This is a genomic window from Mycolicibacterium insubricum, from assembly GCF_010731615.1.
Taxonomy (GTDB): Bacteria; Actinomycetota; Actinomycetes; order Mycobacteriales; family Mycobacteriaceae; genus Mycobacterium; species Mycobacterium insubricum.
In genome coordinates, this window is the sequence record NZ_AP022618.1 from 3,264,435 (window position 1) to 3,281,557 (window position 17,123).

Annotated in this window: 16 protein-coding genes; 6 read left to right on the plus strand and 10 right to left on the minus strand. The window is 71.4% G+C overall.

Annotated elements, in window-relative coordinates:
* Positions 1–22: 22 nt before the first annotated feature.
* A complete protein-coding gene (locus G6N16_RS15450; RefSeq protein ID WP_407663697.1) occupies positions 23–1,252 on the plus strand; it encodes a protein kinase domain-containing protein in 1,230 nt (409 codons plus the stop codon).
* Positions 1,253–1,425: 173 nt separating this feature from the next.
* On the opposite strand, the gene G6N16_RS15455 is transcribed toward G6N16_RS15450, so the two are convergent.
* Complete coding sequence (locus tag G6N16_RS15455; RefSeq protein ID WP_083029774.1) at positions 1,426–2,823, minus strand: class II 3-deoxy-7-phosphoheptulonate synthase; 1,398 nt, start codon at positions 2,821–2,823, stop codon at positions 1,426–1,428.
* Between the two features lie 113 nt (positions 2,824–2,936).
* Here G6N16_RS15455 and G6N16_RS15460 point away from each other — a divergent pair, with 113 nt between their 5' ends.
* Positions 2,937–3,620 carry a zf-HC2 domain-containing protein gene (locus tag G6N16_RS15460; protein WP_083029775.1) on the plus strand — a complete coding sequence of 228 codons (684 nt, stop codon included), beginning with the start codon at positions 2,937–2,939 and terminating at the stop codon, positions 3,618–3,620.
* Positions 3,621–3,688: 68 nt separating this feature from the next.
* Positions 3,689–5,611 (plus strand): cytochrome c oxidase assembly protein, encoded by a 1,923-nt coding sequence (locus G6N16_RS15465; protein WP_234805757.1) that lies wholly within the window; start codon positions 3,689–3,691, stop codon positions 5,609–5,611.
* An 18-nt stretch (positions 5,612–5,629) separates the two neighbouring features.
* Here the strand turns inward: G6N16_RS15465 and G6N16_RS15470 are convergent, their stop codons facing one another.
* A complete protein-coding gene (locus G6N16_RS15470; RefSeq protein WP_083029777.1) occupies positions 5,630–5,845 on the minus strand; it encodes a heavy-metal-associated domain-containing protein in 216 nt (71 codons plus the stop codon).
* 4 nt (positions 5,846–5,849) lie between these two features.
* Entirely contained in the window at positions 5,850–8,093 is a 2,244-nt protein-coding gene (locus G6N16_RS15475) for a heavy metal translocating P-type ATPase (protein WP_268948405.1), read from the minus strand.
* Between the two features lie 127 nt (positions 8,094–8,220).
* Between G6N16_RS15475 and sigC the strand changes: the two genes are divergently transcribed.
* Entirely contained in the window at positions 8,221–8,772 is a 552-nt protein-coding gene (gene sigC, locus G6N16_RS15480; protein WP_083029803.1) for an RNA polymerase sigma factor SigC, read from the plus strand.
* Here sigC and G6N16_RS15485 read toward each other — a convergent pair.
* Positions 8,769–9,332 (minus strand): polyadenylate-specific 3'-exoribonuclease AS, encoded by a 564-nt coding sequence (locus tag G6N16_RS15485; RefSeq protein WP_083029804.1) that lies wholly within the window; start codon positions 9,330–9,332, stop codon positions 8,769–8,771. The genes sigC and G6N16_RS15485 overlap by 4 nt on opposite strands.
* A 59-nt stretch (positions 9,333–9,391) precedes the next feature.
* Between G6N16_RS15485 and G6N16_RS15490 the strand changes: the two genes are divergently transcribed.
* Complete coding sequence (locus G6N16_RS15490) at positions 9,392–10,675, plus strand: glycosyltransferase 87 family protein (protein ID WP_407663660.1); 1,284 nt, start codon at positions 9,392–9,394, stop codon at positions 10,673–10,675.
* Here G6N16_RS15490 and G6N16_RS15495 read toward each other — a convergent pair.
* From G6N16_RS15495 to G6N16_RS15515, 5 genes are all read right to left on the minus strand, one after another.
* Positions 10,605–11,333, minus strand: coding sequence for a lysophospholipid acyltransferase family protein (locus G6N16_RS15495; RefSeq protein WP_083029778.1), 729 nt, complete (start codon positions 11,331–11,333; stop codon positions 10,605–10,607). The genes G6N16_RS15490 and G6N16_RS15495 overlap by 71 nt on opposite strands.
* Positions 11,334–11,426: 93 nt before the next feature.
* Positions 11,427–11,849, minus strand: coding sequence for a hypothetical protein (locus G6N16_RS15500; protein ID WP_083029806.1), 423 nt, complete (start codon positions 11,847–11,849; stop codon positions 11,427–11,429).
* Positions 11,846–13,090: an ArsA family ATPase gene (locus G6N16_RS15505; protein WP_083029779.1), complete on the minus strand. Its 1,245-nt coding sequence runs from the start codon at positions 13,088–13,090 to the stop codon at positions 11,846–11,848. The genes G6N16_RS15500 and G6N16_RS15505 overlap by 4 nt, the downstream gene beginning before the upstream one ends.
* Positions 13,087–13,521 carry an SRPBCC family protein gene (locus G6N16_RS15510; RefSeq protein WP_083029780.1) on the minus strand — a complete coding sequence of 145 codons (435 nt, stop codon included), beginning with the start codon at positions 13,519–13,521 and terminating at the stop codon, positions 13,087–13,089. Before G6N16_RS15510 ends, G6N16_RS15505 begins: the two co-directional genes overlap by 4 nt.
* Before the next feature lie 102 nt (positions 13,522–13,623).
* The gene (locus tag G6N16_RS15515; RefSeq protein WP_083029781.1) at positions 13,624–14,061 is read right to left on the minus strand and encodes a polyketide cyclase / dehydrase and lipid transport; all 438 of its coding nucleotides are present in this window, start codon (positions 14,059–14,061) and stop codon (positions 13,624–13,626) included.
* Positions 14,062–14,163: 102 nt separating this feature from the next.
* On the opposite strand from G6N16_RS15515, the gene G6N16_RS15520 reads away from it, so the two are divergent.
* Positions 14,164–15,969 carry an AMP-dependent synthetase/ligase gene (locus G6N16_RS15520; RefSeq protein ID WP_083029782.1) on the plus strand — a complete coding sequence of 602 codons (1,806 nt, stop codon included), beginning with the start codon at positions 14,164–14,166 and terminating at the stop codon, positions 15,967–15,969.
* A gap of 12 nt (positions 15,970–15,981) precedes the next feature.
* Here G6N16_RS15520 and G6N16_RS15525 read toward each other — a convergent pair whose 3' ends face one another.
* The gene (locus G6N16_RS15525) at positions 15,982–17,118 is read right to left on the minus strand and encodes a glycosyltransferase family 4 protein (RefSeq protein ID WP_083029783.1); all 1,137 of its coding nucleotides are present in this window, start codon (positions 17,116–17,118) and stop codon (positions 15,982–15,984) included.
* Positions 17,119–17,123: the final 5 nt, after the last annotated feature.

Here is a 17,123-nt window from a genome sequence, read left to right on the forward strand (position 1 = left end):
TGAGCCGGTGGCACCGGACGAGTTGGTAGGCGCGGCCTTCGACGGCCGCTACCGCGTGCACGACGTCATCGCGTCCGGCGGGATGTCGACGGTCTACCGCGGGGTGGACCTGCGGCTGGACCGGCCGGTGGCGATCAAGGTCATGGACTCCCGCTATGCCGGCGACCAGCAGTTCCTCACCCGGTTCCGGCTGGAGGCCACCGCGGTGGCCCGACTGGCCCATCCCGCGCTGGTGGCGGTCTACGACCAGGGCGTGGATCTGCACCGCCCCTTCCTGGTGATGGAGCTGGTCCGCGGCGGAACGCTGCGGGAACTGCTGCGCGAGCGCGGGCCGATGCCACCGCACGCCGTCGCGGCGGTGCTGCGGCCGGTGCTGGCCGGGCTGGCCGTCGCCCACCGGGCCGGGTTGATCCACCGCGACATCAAGCCGGAGAACGTGCTGATCTCCACCGACGGCGAGGTGAAACTGGCTGATTTCGGGCTGGTGCGGGCGCTGGCCCAGGCCGGAATCACCTCCACCAGCGTCATTCTGGGCACTGCGGCCTACCTGTCGCCGGAACAGGTGCAGACCGGCGACGCCGATCCGCGCAGCGATGTCTACGCCCTGGGCGTGCTGACCTTCGAGCTGTTGACCGGCCAGACCCCGTTCGCCGGTGACTCGCCGCTGACGGTGGCCTACCGGCGCGTCGACGACGACGTCCCCCCGCCCAGTTCGGCGATCGACGGGGTCCCGGTGCAGTTCGACGAGTTCGTCGCCCGGGCCACCCGGCGCAACCGCGACGAGCGCTACCGCGACGCCGACGAGATCGGTGCCGACCTGGACCGCATCGCCGACGAGCTGGGACTGCCGGCGTTCCGGGTACCGGCTCCCCGGCGCGGCACCGACGGTGACCACGATCCGGTGGCCACCGAGACCGCCCGGCCACCCGAGCGGCCCCGCGCGGCCACCCGGCAGTTCGTCCGCGACCCGGCGCCGGAGCCGATGACCGACCGGCATTCGCGTCCCCGGCCGCCCGAACCCCGTCTCGACGACGAGAACTGGGACGACGAGGATTGGGACGACGACGAACCCGACGACGATGACGACGATCCGTCGGGCCGGTTCGCCGGCATCGCCGTCGCCGATTTCGTCTGGGAACGCCAACGCGGCCGGCGCAACCTGCTGATCGCCGTGCTGGTGGTGCTGGTGCTGACCGCGCTCACCGCCGCCGGCGGTTGGTCCCTGGGGGCCAACGTCAGCACACTGTTTTAGCCGCGCAGCATCTCGGCGGTGTCCGAACGCCGAGGCTGCTGCGCTGTCGCTTCGCTTAGCCGCGCAGCATCTCGGCGGTGTCCGAACGCCGAGGCTGCTGCGCTGTCGCTTCGCTTAGCCGCGCAGCATCTCGGCGGTGTCCGAACGCCGAGGCTGCTGCGCTGTCGCTTCGCTTAGCCGCGCAGCATCTCGGCGACCAAAAACGCCAGCTCCAGGCTCTGCTGGGTGTTCAGCCGGGGATCGCAGGCGGTCTCGTAGCGGCCGGCCAGGTCGTCGTCGGAGATGTCCTGCGCGCCGCCGAGGCATTCGGTGACGTTCTCGCCGGTGATCTCGACGTGGATACCGCCCGGGTGGGTGCCCAACGCGTTGTGCACCTCGAAGAAGCCCTGCACCTCGTCGACGATCCGGTCGAAGTGTCGTGTCTTGTAGCCGGTGGAGGCCTCGTGGGTGTTGCCGTGCATCGGGTCGCACTGCCAGATCACCTGGTGGCCGGAGGCCTGCACCTTTTCGATGATGCCCGGCAGCACGTCGCGCACCTTGCCGTTGCCCATCCGGGACACGAAGGTCAGCCGGCCCGGGACGTTCTTGGGGTTGAGCCGCTCGGCGTACTCGACGGCCAGTTCCGGACTGGTCGTCGGTCCGATCTTCACACCGATCGGGTTGGCGATCACCTCGGCGAACGCGATGTGGGCACCGTCGAGCTGGCGGGTGCGCTCACCGATCCACAGGTAGTGCGCCGACAGGTCGTAGAGCTTGAAGTTCGCGCCGGCCTCGTCGGAATCGTCGGCCAGCCGCAGCATGGCGCGCTCGTAGTCGAGCACCAGCGCCTCATGGCTGGCGTAGAGGTCCGCGGCCTCCAGGTTGCGGTCGTTGACGCCGCAGGCGTTCATGAAGCGCAGCGCCCGGTCGATCTCCCCGGCCAGCGCCTCGTAGCGGGCCCCGGCCGGCGACGTGCGGACGAACTCGCGGTTCCAGTCGTGCACCAGGTGCAGCGACGCCAGTCCGTTGGCGGTCAGCGCCCGGACCAGGTTCATCGCGGCGCTGGCGTTGGCGTAGGCGCGGACCAGCCGGGACGGATCGTGCTCGCGCACCGCGGCGTCGGCGGCGAAGCCGTTGACCATGTCACCGCGGTAGGACTTCAGGCCCAGCGCATCGATGTCGGACGAGCGCGGCTTGGCGTACTGGCCGGCGACCCGGGCGACCTTGACCACCGGCATGCTGGCGCCGTAGGTCAACACCACGGCCATCTGCAGCAGGGTGCGGATGTTGGCGCGGATGTGCGGCTCGGTGTTGTCGGCGAACGTCTCGGCGCAGTCGCCGCCCTGCAGCAGGAACGCCTCGCCGCGGCAGACCTGGGCCAGCGCCGCGTTGAGCCGCTCGACCTCGGTCGGCACGGTGATCGGCGGCACACTCTCCAGCACGGTGCGCATGGCCTTGGCCTGATCGGGGTCCCAGCTGGGCTGCTGAAGCGCCGGAAGGGACAGCGCAGCATCGAGCCGGTCCCGCAGATCGTCGGGCAACGGGGGCAACGACGGCAGCTGTTCGATCGGTACGTCGACGGTCCAGTTCACCCACCCATGGTAGCCGCACGCCAACAGCCATTTTTCCCGGCGGCGACCGGCAAAGCGCCACCATCGTGGGATCGCCGGGAGAAAACCGGCCCGCGTGCGCGACTATAGAGAACATGGACTGCGACGTCGCGCGGGAAGCGATCTCGGCGCGCATCGACGGCGAACGCGAACCGGTGCCCTCGGCCCGGGTCGACGAGCACCTCGCCGGGTGTCCGGACTGCGCCGACTGGCAGGCCCGCGCGACCGCCCAGGCCCAGTTGCTCCGGGCCCTCGGTGGCAGGGAGTCGACCGGGCCGGCCGTCGTCGCCGATCCGGACCCCGCACCGGCGGCCACCCGCCGGGCGTGGCCGGTGGCCCGGATCGGTCTGGGCGCCGTCGGCGTCGTGCAGGTGGCGCTGGCACTGGCGCAGGCCGCGACCGGCGACCTGGGTGTCGGCCACGGCGGGGGGCATCTGCTCAACGAGTCCACGGCCTGGTCGGTAGCCCTGGGCGTGATGATGATCGGTGCGGCGCTGGGGCCCGCCGCCGCGGCTGGCCTGGCCGGGGTGCTGGCGGTGTTCAGCGTGGCGTTGACCGGCTATGTGGTCGCCGACGCCGTCGGCGGCGCGGTGTCCGGCATGCGGATGCTGTCGCACCTGCCGGTGCTGGCCGGGACCGTCCTGGCGGTGCTGGTGTGGCGCGGAGCCCGCCGGCCCTCCGGTCCCCCGGCCGCCGCGACGCCGGTACTGGCCGACGTGGTGCCGCCCGAGGATTCCACCCCGGCGCGCCGCCGCGGGCACCTGCGCCCAGCGGGGTGAATCGATCGACGCACGCCGCACTCCCGGCGGCCCCCGGGTCTACGACCGACGGTCGTAATATGGCGGGAATGAGGCGTAACTGGTGGTTGGCCGCGGGTTGGGCCGCCGCCGGTACGGCACTGGCGGTTCTGACGCTGGCCACCGGCGCGCGGCGCTTCGCCGACGCCCGGCTGCCCTACCCGGGTGCGACCACCGACCTCGTCGGGACCCTCGGCTTCTTCACCGCGACGCTCGCCGGGGCCGTCACCCTCGGCGCGCTGGTCTACGTGGTGATCACCGCGACACCCGACGGCCGCGGGGTCATCGACGCGGCCGCGTTCCGGGTGCACCGGCTCGGTGAGATCGCCGCCCTGGTCTGGCTGCTCACCGCGGTGCCGATGATCGCGGTGCAGGCCGCCAACAACGCCGGCGCATCGCTGACCGAACTGCTGGGCGGCGGCGGCCTGTTCGACGCCGTCGCGGTGTCCGAGCTGGCCCGGGCCTGGATCGTGGTGGCGATCGGCGCGGCGGTCGTCGTGGTGACGCTGCGGCTGACCCTGCGCTGGGTGCCGCACGTGGTGCTGGCGATTCCGGCCGCGATCGCGCTGGTGGCGCTGCCGGTCTCCGGCAACGCCGGTCAGGGCCCCGGCCACGACTACGCGACCAGCTCTGCCATCGTCTTCGCCGTGATGCTGGCCGTCTCCGCCGGACTGCGGATCGCCGCAGCCGTCGGCGATCCCGCGCCCGAGCTGCACCGGCGCATCGCCGCGGTGCAGACCGCGGCCGGAGCGATCGCCCTGCTCTACGGTCTGCTGCTGGCCGTCGTCCTGCTCGACGGGCCCGCCGACCTGATCCACACCGACTACGGCCGGCTGCTGCTGGCCGCGGCGCTGGCGCTGGTCGCGGTGACCGGCACCGACGTTCTCGGCTGGCGACGCGGGCGACCCGCCGTCGCGTCCAGGACCACCGCGCTGGCGATGCTCGGCGTGCTGGCCGCCGTCTCCGCGATGGCCGTCCAGGCCGCGCCGCGGCTGCTGAACCACCGGTTCACCGTCTGGGATATCTTCCTGGGCTATTCGCTGCCCGGCCCCCCGACGCTGGTGCGCATCCTGACGACGTGGCGGTTCGACACCTTCCTGGGCGCGGCCGGGGTGGTGGCCGCGGCGGCGTACCTGGCCGGATACCTGCTGCTGCGCCGCCGGGGTGACACCTGGTCCACCGGCCGGCTGGTGTCCTGGCTGTCCGGCTGCGCGCTGCTGGTGTTCGACACCAGTTCCGGACTGCGGGCCTACGGCTCGGCGATGTTCAGCGTGCACATGGCCGAGCACATGCTGCTCAACATGTTCGTGCCGGTGCTACTGGTGCTGGGTGGGCCGGTGACCCTGGCGCTGCGGACCCTGCACCCGGCCGGCCACGGCCACCCGCCGGGCCCGCGGGAGTGGCTGCTGACCCTGGTGCACTCGCGGGTGACGACGTTCCTGTCCCACCCGGTGACGGCCTTCGTCCTGTTCGTGGCGTCGCTGTACATCGTGTACTTCACCAGCCTGTTCGACCACCTGGTCCGCTACCACTGGGGCCACGAGCTGATGAGCACGCACTTCCTGATCACCGGCTATCTGTTCTTCTGGGCGATCATCGGCATCGACCCCGGCCCGAAGCGGCTGCCGTTCCTGGGCCGGCTGGCGCTGCTGTTCGCAGTGATGCCGTTCCACGCGTTCTTCGGCATCGCGCTGATGACCATGGAGAACGTCATCGGCGGCACCTTCTACCGGTACCTGGCCCTGCCGTGGGTGGACAGCCTGGTCGACGACCAGCACCTGGGCGGTTCGATCGCCTGGGGATCGAGCGAGCTACCGGTGATCATCGTGGTGATCGCACTGGTCGCCCAGTGGGCGGGGTCGGACCGCCGAGCAGCGCGCCGCTCGGACCGGCACGCCGACGCCGACTACGGCGACGACGACCTCGACGCCTACAACGCCATGCTCGCCGAGCTGTCCAAGCACCGGCAGTAGCCCGGGGCGCCAGGCCGTTCAGACGAGGGTGTAGGCGCCTTCCTCGGCCAGCGCGGCCTGCACCTGCTCGCTCGACAGCTCACCGGCGGCCTCCACCCGGACCTGCGACGCGCCGTTCGGGTCGAGGTCCACCTGCACCGCCGACACGCCGGGCAGCGCCTCCAGCGCCTCGGTCACCGTCGCCACGCAACTCTTGCAATGCAGGCCGGTCACACCGAAAATCTGCTGGGCCATGGGGCTAGTCCTCCGATCCGAAATTACGCAGCCGCAGGCTGTTTGACACCACAAAGAACGACGAGAATGCCATCGCCCCGCCGGCGATCAGCGGGTTGAGCAGGCCGGCCGCCGCGATCGGGATGGCCGCCACGTTGTAGCCGAACGCCCACGCCAGGTTGACCCGGATGGTCCGCATGGTGGCCCGGGCCAGGTCCAGGGCCTGCGGCACGACGTCGAGGTTGTCGCGCACCAGGATGACGTCGGCCGCACCGATCGCCACGTCGGTGCCGCGCCCGATCGCCAGGCCCAGATCCGCCGACGCCAGCGCCGGGCCGTCGTTGATCCCGTCGCCGACCATCGCCACTACCCGGCCGCCGGCGCGCAGTTGCTCGATGACGTCGACCTTGCCCTCGGGCAGCACATCGGCGATCGCCTCGTCGATGCCGACCTGCTCGGCGACGGCGGCGGCGGTCGCGGCGTTGTCGCCGGTCAGCAGCACAGTGCGCAGCCCACGCTCATGCAGCGCCGCGATGGCCCCGACGGCGGAGTCCTTGACGGTGTCGGCGACGGCGATCGCGGCGCAGGCCACGTCGTCGACGGCGACGTAGACGACCGTCTCGCCGCGGTGCTCCGCGCAGCGCCGGGCGTCAGCCAGTTCGGCGGGGATCCGCGCCGAGCGGGCCACCCAGGACGGCCGGCCCACCGCCACCCGGTGCCCGTCGACCAGGCCGGTGACCCCGTTGCCGGCGATCGCGGCGAAGTCGGTGACCGACCCGGGCACCTCGGCGGCCGCGGTGGTGATGGCCACCGCCAGTGCGTGCTCGCTGGCGGTCTCCACGGCGGCGGCCAGCGCCAGCACCTCGGCGTCGTCGCAGCCGGGCGCGGCGGTCACCTCGGTGACCACCGGATGCCCGACGGTCAGCGTGCCGGTCTTGTCGAAGACCACGGTGTCGACGGCCTTGATCGCCTCCAGCGCGCGGTAGCCCTTGAGGAAGATGCCGAGCTGGGCGCCACGGCCCGAGGCCACCATCATCGCCGTCGGGGTGGCCAGGCCCAGCGCGCACGGGCAGGCGATGACCAGCACCGCCAGCGCGGCGCCCAGCGCCTTGTCGACGTCGGCGCCGGCCAGCAGCCAGCCGGCCAGCGTGCACGCGGCGATCACCAGCACCACCGGGACGAACACCGCCGAGATCCGGTCGGCCAGCCGCTGGGCGTCGGCCTTCTGCGCCTGGGCCTCCTCGACGAGGCGGACCATGCCGGCGAACTGGGTGTCGGCGCCGACGGCGGCGGCCTCCACCACCAGGCGGCCGTCGAGCACCACGGTGCCGCCGATGACCTTGGCGCCCGGGTTGGCGCGCACCGGGGTGGCCTCGCCGGTCATCGCGCTCATGTCGACGGCGGCGCCGCCGTCGACCACCAGGCCGTCGGCGGAGATGGTCTGACCCGGCCGGACCACGAACTTCTGGCCTTCCTTGAGCTCGTCGGCGGGGATCACCAGCTCGCTGCCGTCGGGCATCAGCACCGCGGCGTTCTTGGCGCTCAGCGCGGCCAGGGCGCGCAGCGCGCCGCCGGCCTTGGCCCGGGCGCGGGCCTCGAAGTACCGGCCGGCCAGCACGAACACCGTGACCCCGGCGGCGACCTCGAGGTAGATCGCGTCGCTGCCGGTCAGCGCCGCCCAGATACCGGCCGGCTGGTCGTGGTGCCGCGAGGCGGGACCGAACATGGTGTAGAGCGACCAGCAGGTGGCGGCGGTCACCCCGACCGAGATCAGCGTCTCCATCGACGAGGTGCCGTGCCGGGCGTTGCGCAGCGCCACCTTGTGGAACGGCCAGGCCGCCCAGGTGACGATCGGGGCGGCCAGCCCCAGCAGCACCCACTGCCAGTGGTCGAAGCGGCTGCTGGGCACCACCGCGAACATCACCGACAGGTCGGCCAGCGGCACGAACAGCACCGCGGCCACCAGCAGTCGGCGCAGCAGGTCGCGGGCGTGGTCGTCGTCGGTGTCGGGTCCGGATTTGGCGCCGTCGACGTGCGGGGCCGCCTCGTAGCCGGCCTTGGTGACCACCGCGCACAGGGCGGCGTCGTCGACGGTGTCCGGCACGTCGATGGTGGCGACGCCGGTCGCGAAGTTCACCGAGGCGTGCACCCCGGGTGTCCGGTTGAGTTTGGTCTCGACCCGGGCAGCGCACGCCGCGCAGGTCATGCCGCCGACGTCCAGGCGCACCCGGCGCGGCTGCGCGTGCGGCGGCGCTACCTCGACGGTCACGGGTACTCCTTGACGGTGCGCGGCGCGGTGCCGCTGGGTGGTGCCGGCCGGAATCGGCCTCAGTTACCTATTGTCGCGCGGGGTTGCCGAAAAGTTCCCGACGGGTCGCATCGGCTACCATCACGGCGTGGATTCCCCCGGCGACGACCAGGTTACCTGGCTGGCACTGGCGGCCGGGCGTGGCGATCCGTCGGCATTGGAGCAGTTCATCAAGGCCACCCAGCGCGATGTGTGGCGGTCGGTGGCCTATCTCGGCGATCCCGGCACCGCCGACGATCTGACCCAGGAGACCTTCCTGCGGGCGATCGGTTCGCTGCCCCGGTTCACCGGGCGGTCCTCGGCCAAGACTTGGCTGCTGTCCATCGCCCGCCGCGTCGTGGTCGACCAGATTCGGCACAACCAGGCCCGCCCGCGGGCGGCCTACACCGTGGACCTGGACCGGGTGCTGGAGAGCCGGCGCACCAGCGGCCGGTTCGAGGAGGTCATCGAGGTCCAGATGCTGCTCGACGGCCTGGACACCGACCGCCGGCACGCCCTGTTGCTGACCCAGGTGCTGGGGCTGTCGTATGCGGAGGCCGCCGAGGTGTGCGGCTGCCCGGTGGGCACCATCCGCTCGCGGGTCGCCCGGGCCCGTGAGGACCTGCTGGCCGCGGTGCGCGGCGACGAAGCCGCCGGCTAACCGCGCGGGTTGTCTGCGCGGGTTGTCTGCGCCAGAATCGCCTGGAACTTGGCCCGGTTGTGCCGAGCGTCGACCAGCGCGTCGTGGTTGTCGTCGGGCAGCGCCGGCAGCGCCGGGCGGCCCCGGTCCTCCCACAGTTGCTTCATCTCCCGGGTGAACCGGGGGATCTCGCGCGGCAGTCCGGTCATCGGGCCCCACAGCTGGGCCAGCACGACGTGGTCGTAGGCGCCGACCCAGGCCCACAGCTCGATGGGTTCGGCGAGCAGTGTAGTTCTGCGAGCACGAGGCCCAGCGACGTCCGATTCGACCGGTTCGGGCCCGTCGATGCCGAAGAACTCCTCCAGGTCCTCCCGTATCCGGCGCCGCGACCGCCACACCTGCGACGACGGCGACGGCAGCTTGGGCAGCACGTGGGTGCGCACCCAGGGCCCGGCGTCGTCGGGGTTGAACTCGGTGGACACCGCGTAGTACTCACGGCCGTCCTCGGCCACCACTCCGATGGAGATCAGCTCGATGGTGCGCCCGTCGTCGATGAACTCGGTGTCATAGAAGTACCGCACCACGGCACCCTATCCGGCTTTCGCAGGTGGGACGGGTCGGCCGCTACCCTGGAGGGAACATGATGACGCGGCAGCCCGACACGGGTACAGAAGCGACCCTGCGGGGGCTGGCCGGCAGGCCGGCGTTCCGGGTGGTCGCGGCGATCGCTTTCCTGGCGGCGGGCTGGTGGCTGTATGCCCACGTGCCCTACCGCATCGATATCGACGTCTACCGGATGGGCGGGCGTGCGTGGCTGAACGACCAGCCGCTGTATGCGGCGACCTCGTTGTTCCACACCCGGCCGGGCATCAATCTGCCCTTCACCTATCCCCCGCTGGCGGCGATCTTCTTCGCGCCGTTCGCCTGGTTGCCGTTGCCGGCGGCCAGCGCCGCCATCACGGTGCTGACCCTGGTGCTGGTGGTGGTGTCGACGGGGCTGGTGCTGACCCGGCTCGACGTGTGCCCGGGCCGCCCGGCCGACCGCTGGTGGTTGGCGGTCGGGATCAGCGCCGTCGCGTCGGTGGCGCTGGAACCGCTGCACGCAACGTTCGACTTCGGCCAGATCAATGTGGTGCTGATGGCGCTGGTGATCGCCGACTGCGCGCCCCGGCGCACCCCCTGGCCGCGCGGCCTGCTGCTCGGCGTGGCCATCGCGCTGAAGCTCACGCCCGCGGTGTTCATCCTCTACTTCCTGCTGCGCCGCGACGTGCGGGCCGCCGTCACCTCGGGCATCACCTTCCTGGTGGCGACGGCGCTGGGGTTCGCGCTGGCCTGGAGCGATTCGGTGCGGTACTGGACGACGACGATCCACGACACCGACCGGATCGGGACGCCCACGCTGAACACCAACCAGAACATCTCCGCCGCGCTGGCCCGGTTGGGCCTGGCCGCCGAGCCGCGGATGCTGATCTGGGCCGCGTGCACGCTGCTGGTGCTGGCGGCGACGGTGTGGGCCGGCCGCGGGGCCATGCGGGCGGGCCAGCCGATGCTGGCGCTGATCGCGGTGGCGCTGTTCGGCCTGGTGGTGTCGCCGGTGTCCTGGTCGCACCACTGGGTGTGGATCCTGCCGTCGCTGCTCACCACGGGCGTGTTGGCGGCCCGGTGGCGCAGTGTCGCGCTGTGGGTGATCACCGGCGCCGGGCTGGTGCTGGCCACCAGCTACCCGATGCTGCTCATGCCCGAGCACCACGAGTCCGAGGCCGCGCTGTGGCGTCAGCTGGTCGGTACGTCGTATCTGTGGTGGGCGTTGGCGGCGATCGTGGCCATCGGGGCGGTCTGCCGCCGCCGCCCGGTCAGCCCGCCGCGGACTCCGGCAGTCGAGACGACGTCGGACTCGGCAGCTCCGGCGCTGCAGTCTCCTTGAGGCTGGCGGCGTAGACGTCGACGTACTCCTGGCCGGACAGCTCCATCAGGGCGTACATCACCTCGTCGATGACGGCGCGCTCGATGAACCGGTTGCCGGCCATGCCGTCGAAGCGGGAGAAGTCCATCGGCTTGCCGAACCGGACCTCGACCTTCCCGGACCGCAGGAAGCGGGCGCCGGGTGGGTTGACCACGTTGGTGCCGACCATCGCCACCGGGATGACGGGCACACCGGTCTCCAGCGCGAGCCGGGCCAGCCCGGTCTTGCCCTTGTAGAGGCGGCCGTCGGGGCTGCGGGTGCCCTCGGGGTACATGCCGAGCAGCTTGCCCTGGTCCAGGATCCGCTTGGCGGTGTCCAGGGCGGCCTGCGCGGAGTCGGCGTCGGTGCGGTCGATCGGCACCTGGCCGACGACGGTGTAGAACCAGGCCAGGAACCGGCCCTTGACCCCGGTGCCGGTGAAGTACTCCTGCTTGGCCAGGAAGGTGATCCGGCGGCGCACCATCAGCGGCAGGAAGAAGCTGTCCATCACCGCCAGGTGGTTACTGGCCAGGATCGCCGACCCGTTGGACGGAAGATGCTCCAAGCCTTGGGTTTTCGGCCGCCCGATGACATAGAGCAGCGGACCCAGAAAGACGTACTTGAACAACCAGTACCACATGTACCCTCCCGGATCTGCGCACCCGGAGGGCCCGCTGTGCCGTTGCACTCGACGTGCGCAACTCTACCCACCGCGCCTGCGGCGCGCTCATTCTCAGTCGTCAGTGGTTTCTTGGAGAATCACCGTGATCGGCTGGTACCGGCCGTTGGTGGCCCGGGCCGCGTCCTCGGCACCGGCCGGCTCGGCCGCCGGCGCCTCCGGCGGCCCGGTCGGCCGGTCCGGCGGCGGCGGGCTCGGCGCAGCCGCCGGGGCCCCCGGGTCGTCGACCTTGAGCATCGCCCGGACGATCGCCAGCAGCGCCACACTGTGCTCGCCGAGCGTGTCCAGCAGCGGGTGCTGCTCCCCGTTGATCAGCGCGACCAGGGCGCAGACCGGGCACCACACCTGCTGGCAGGGACCCTCGCCCGACCCGGCGGCCAGCGCCGCGGCGGCACGCACCGCCGGATCGAGTCGGTCCAGAATCAGCTGCGCCAGTTGGCGCAGCTCGGGACCGATATCACCGTGCGAACCAGTCACGCCGGCCACACCTCCGGATTCGGTCGAAAACGCACGGTCAGTTCGGTGCCGCGAAGTGCGGCGTCGACGACGGTACAGCGGCGCAGCACCGACGCCAGCCGCACCCGTCGGCGTAGGCCACCGGTTCCGATGACCAGGTCATCGTCGACCCGGCCCAGCGTCAGGGAACCCGAGTCGACCTGTGGCAACTCTAGCCGCATCCGGTAGATGCTCCCCAGCCCCGACCCCGATTCCAGGTCGACGACCGGTCGCAGCGGGCCCGGCGGTGCCGCGCCGTTGCGGTAGACGACGGCGTCGAGCAGTTCCCCGAGCGACGCCGGGCCGATCGGTTCGCCCGGGAAGTGCGGCGCCAGCGCCAGCTCCACATCGCCGATGGTCACCGACAGCTCGGCCAGCACCCGCTGCTGTTCGTTGATCCGCGCGGCGTACCAGTCGAACGCCGGATGCTCCGGCAGGTTGCTGTACTCGTAGGAATCGTCCTGCAGCAGAACCTGGTTGACGATCAGCCGGTCGACCCGCACGCCCATCAGCGACAGTGCACCCAGGGTGCGGACGGCCTCGGCGGCCACCACCTTCTCCGGGGTCAGCACCAGGTGCGCGCCGACCCGGTCCCCCCGGCCGAGCAGCGCGCTCAGCCCGTCCATCCCGGCGGCCATCCGCTCCAGCAGCGTGACGACGGCGGCGCCGGACCGGTCGGTGACCGAGGACAGCCGGCGGTGCTGCGGCCAGGCCCGCTCCAGGTACAGCCCGAACGCGCCGGGCAGCGTCAGCATCCGCAGCGCGTCGGCGGTGGACGCGCAATCCACCACCACCAGGTCCCAGCGGCCACCGTCGGCCAGTTCGGCGACGGTGTGCAGACCCAGAACCTCCTGGATCCCGGGCAGCGCGGACAGCTCCTCGGGAGCCAGGTCGCCGATCTCGGAGTCCGGGTAGCGCTGGGCGACCACCTCGGCGGCGCTACGCCAGCCCTGCTCCAGCAGCGCCAGGGTGTCCAGCGCGAGCGCGTCGAGGGGGCCGTCGAACTCGCCGTCGAGCACCCGCACCGCCGCGTCCGGGCCACCGGGCGGCACGTCGACGCCGAGGACGTCGCCCAGGGAATGCGCCTGGTCGGTGGAGACGATCAGCACCCGCTCGCCGTCGCGGGCGGCCCGCACCGCCGTCGCGCAGGCCAGGGTGGACTTGCCCACCCCGCCCTTGCCGACGAACAGGGCGATTCTCGCGGCGCCGGGACTCGGGGTCAGCCCTCGGCCCGCTTCTTCAGGTCCTTGAGCGCGGAATCGGTGAGCCGTCGCTCGGCCTTGCGCTTGAGCAGGCCGATCATCGGGATCATCAGGTCGACCGACAGTTCATAGGTGACCTCGGTGCCGGTGCCCGCCGGCGCCAGCCGGTAGGCGCCGTCGAGGGCCCGCAGCAGCGAGCTGGACACCAGCCACCAGCGCACCCAGCTGCGGTCCGCGGCCCACTCGTACTCCAGCACCATGGTGTCGGAGAGCACCGTGGCGTCCAACACCAGCCGCGCCGTTTTGGGGTTGCCGTCGGCGAAGGTCTCCAGGACCTCGGTCTCCTTGTACTCCTTGACCCACTCCGGGTAGGAGCCGATGTCGGCGATGACGTCCATCACCGTCGCCGGGTCCGCCTCGATGTAGATGGTCTGTGCCGTCTTGTCCGCCACGTCTGCGCTGCCTGTCTGGTTGTCCGGCGCCGGTCACTGCTGCGCCGCTGAAGCCGGAAGGTTTGGGGAAAACGGTACCCGCCCGGCGCGGCGGCGGGTCGGTCAGGACGCCGGCGGCATGCCGACGCCGCGGCCCCGCTCCAGCTCCGCCTTGACCTCGAAAGACATTTTCTTGCCGGCCACCCGGCGCCGGTGGTTCAGCTCGGCAAGGTCGGCGGGCCGTGTAGTTCTGCGAGCACGAGCCTTACCGGTGGCACCGGCGAGATCGAGGGTGGCGGTATCGGCGACGCCCGTGGGTTCGGCGTGCAGGAAGTAGTGCAGGATCACCCCGTCGAGCTCGGGCTCCAGCCAGATCTCCATGGTCCCGGTCAGCGGCCCGGCGACCTGCCAGCGAACGCCGGCCGGTCCGCGCTCCTCGATGACCGTCAACCGCAGATCGGGCCACCACCGCCGCCAGCGGGCGGGGTCGCCGACGACCGCACCGACGAGGGCGGGATCGGCGGCCACGAACGTCTCGTCGGCGATCTGGTAGCTGTTCATCGGGCTAGCTTCACATACCGGTCCAAGGTGAGCACAGTCACACTCGGTCGAGGCGGGTGTCTAAGCTATCCGACAGCAACCACACCGGAAGAGGTTTTGCCCGTGCGCGAATTCAATGCCCCCGCGTCCTTTGTCGTCGGCGAACAGGACAACGTGGTATCGGCGGTCTACGAGAACGCGGCGACGCATCCGGACTACCCGATCTATCAACGATTGATCGACGGCGTCTGGACCAACGTCAGCTGCGCGCAGGCCGCCGACCAGATCCGCAGTGTGGCCCGCGGCCTGATCGCCCGCGGCGTGGTCCCCGGCGACCGGGTGGCGCTGCTGTCGGCGACCCGCTACGAGTGGGCCATCCTGGACCTGGCGATCCTGTCCGTCGGCGCGCTGACCGTGCCGATCTACGAGACCTCGTCCTCGGACCAGATCCAGTGGGTGCTGGAGGATTCCGGCGCGGTGCTGCTGTTGGCGGAGACCGACGAGCACCGCGAGATGGCCGAGAAGCTGGCCCCGGGGCTGCCCGCCCTGCGCGCCATCCTGCAGATCGAGGGATCCGGCCCGTCGGCCATCGAGACGCTGACCGTCGACGGCGCCGACGTCGAACCGGCTGAGGTGCAGCGCCGGGTGTCCGGGCTGCGCGCCTCGGATCCGGCCACCATGATCTACACCTCGGGCACCACCGGCCGGCCCAAGGGCTGCCAGCTGACGCACTCCAACCTGATCTACGAGATCCGGGGCGCCAAGGACGCGGTGCCGGACCTGCTCAAGCAGTCGCAGCGTTTGCTGGTGTTCCTGCCGCTGGCGCACGTGCTGGCCCGGGCGATCGCCATGGCGGCCATGCACAACCGGGTGACGGTCGGCTTCACCAGCGACATTAAGAACCTGATCCCGATGTTCGCGGTGTTCAAGCCGACCATCGTGGTGTCGGTGCCGCGGGTGTTCGAGAAGGTCTACAACACCGCCGAGCAGAACGCCTTCAACGCCGGCAAGGGCAAGATCTTCCACATCGCCGCCGACACCGCCATCGCCTGGAGCGAGGCGCTGGACACCCCCGGCGGCCCGGGCCTGCTGCTGCGCGCCAAGCACGCGCTGTTCGACAAGCTGGTCTATCACAAGCTCAAGGCCGCCCTCGGTGGCGACTGCGTGGCCTCGATCTCCGGCGGCGCGCCGCTGGGCGCCCGGTTGTGCCACTTCTACCGCGGCGTCGGGCTGACCATCTACGAGGGCTACGGACTGACCGAGACGTGTGCGGCCATCACGGTGAACCGGATGGACGACATGCGGGTCGGCACCGTCGGCAAGCTGCTGGGCGGCAACAGCATGCGCATCGCCGACGACGGCGAGGTGCTGGTCCGCGGCGGCGTGGTGTTCCACGGTTACTGGCAGAACGAGAAGGCCACCGCCGACGCCGTGCACGACGGCTGGTTCTACACCGGTGACATCGGCACCGTCGACGACGACGGGTTCCTGAAGATCACCGGCCGCAAGAAGGAGATCATCGTCACCGCCGGCGGCAAGAACGTCGCGCCGGCCGTGCTGGAGGACCAGCTGCGGGCGCACCCGCTGATCTCCCAGGCGATGGCCGTCGGTGATGCGCAGCCGTTCATCGCCGCGCTGATCACCATCGACCCGGAGGCCTGGCCGGCGTGGAAGGAACACCACGGCAAGGCCGCCGACGCAACCGTCGGTGAGCTGGCGACCGACCCGGATCTGACCGCCGAGATCGACCGCGCGATCGAGAACGCCAACGCGGCGGTGTCCCATGCCGAGTCGATCCGCAAGTTCGTCATCCTGCCGGTGGACTTCACCGTCGAGACCGGCGAGCTCACCCCCACGCTGAAGCTCAAGCGCAACGTGGTGGCCGAGAAGTTCGCCGACGCGATCGAGGGCCTGTACGCCAAGCACTGACCCGGTGCAGGCTCAGCCCGTCAGCAGCTCCGACATCCGAGTGGCCAGCCGGGGCCACTGCCAGCGCGCACACACCCAGTCCCGGCCGGCCGCGCCGACGGCGGCGGACCGGGCCGGGTCGGCCAGCAGGTCGCCGATGGCATCGATGATCTGGTCCAGGTCGCGGCCGTCGACGACGGTGCCGGTGCGGCCGTCGACCACGGTTTCCGGTGCGCCCCCGGAGTTTCCGGCCACCACCGGGACGCCGGTCGCCGAGGCCTCCAGGAACACGATGCCCAGGCCCTCGACGTCCAGGCCGGCGCCGCGGGTACGGCACGGCATGGCGAACACGTCGCCCAGGGCGTAGTGCGCGGGCAGTTCGTCGGTGGGCACGCTGCCGGTGAACACCACGTGGTCGGCGACGCCGTGTTCGGCGGCCAGAGCCTGCAGATGCTCCCGGTACGGTCCCCCGCCGACGATCACCAACACCGCGCCATCGACCCGGCGGCGCAGCTGCGACAGCGCGCGGATCAGCATGTCCTGGCCCTTGCGGGGCACCAGCCGGGAGACGCACACCACCGTCGGTGCGTCGCCGAGTCGGTAGCGCTCCCGCAGCACCGCGCGGGCGGCCGGGTCGGGCCGGAAGTGGTCGGTGTCCACCCCGGGCGGCAGGTGCTCGAGACCGGCGTGCGGGCCGAACGCCGCGGCGAACCGGCGTCGCGTGTAGTGCGAGACGAAGGTGATCACGTCGGTGCTGTCCCCGATCCGGCGCAGCGCGGAGGCGGCCACCGGCAGCATGGACCAGCCGACCTCGTGGCCGTGGGTGCTGGCTACCACCCGCCGGGCCCCGGCGCCGCGGGCGCGGTCGGCCAGCAGCGCCAGCGGAGCGGCCGCGCCGAACCACACGGTCTCGATGCCGCGCTCGGCGATCAGCGCCCGCATCCGGGCGTCGACCATGGGCTCGGGCAGCATCAGTGTGCTCCGGTGGCGGACGATGGTGATCCCGCGGGCGGCGACGCGTTCGTCGTACTCGGCGCTGCCCTTCCACCGCGGTGCGTACACGGTCAGCTCGTGCTCACCGGCCATCCGGGTGACCAGTTGTTCCAGGTAGGACTGGATGCCACCCGGGCGGGGTGGGTAGTCATTGCTGACCAGGAGGATGCGCGTCATCGCCG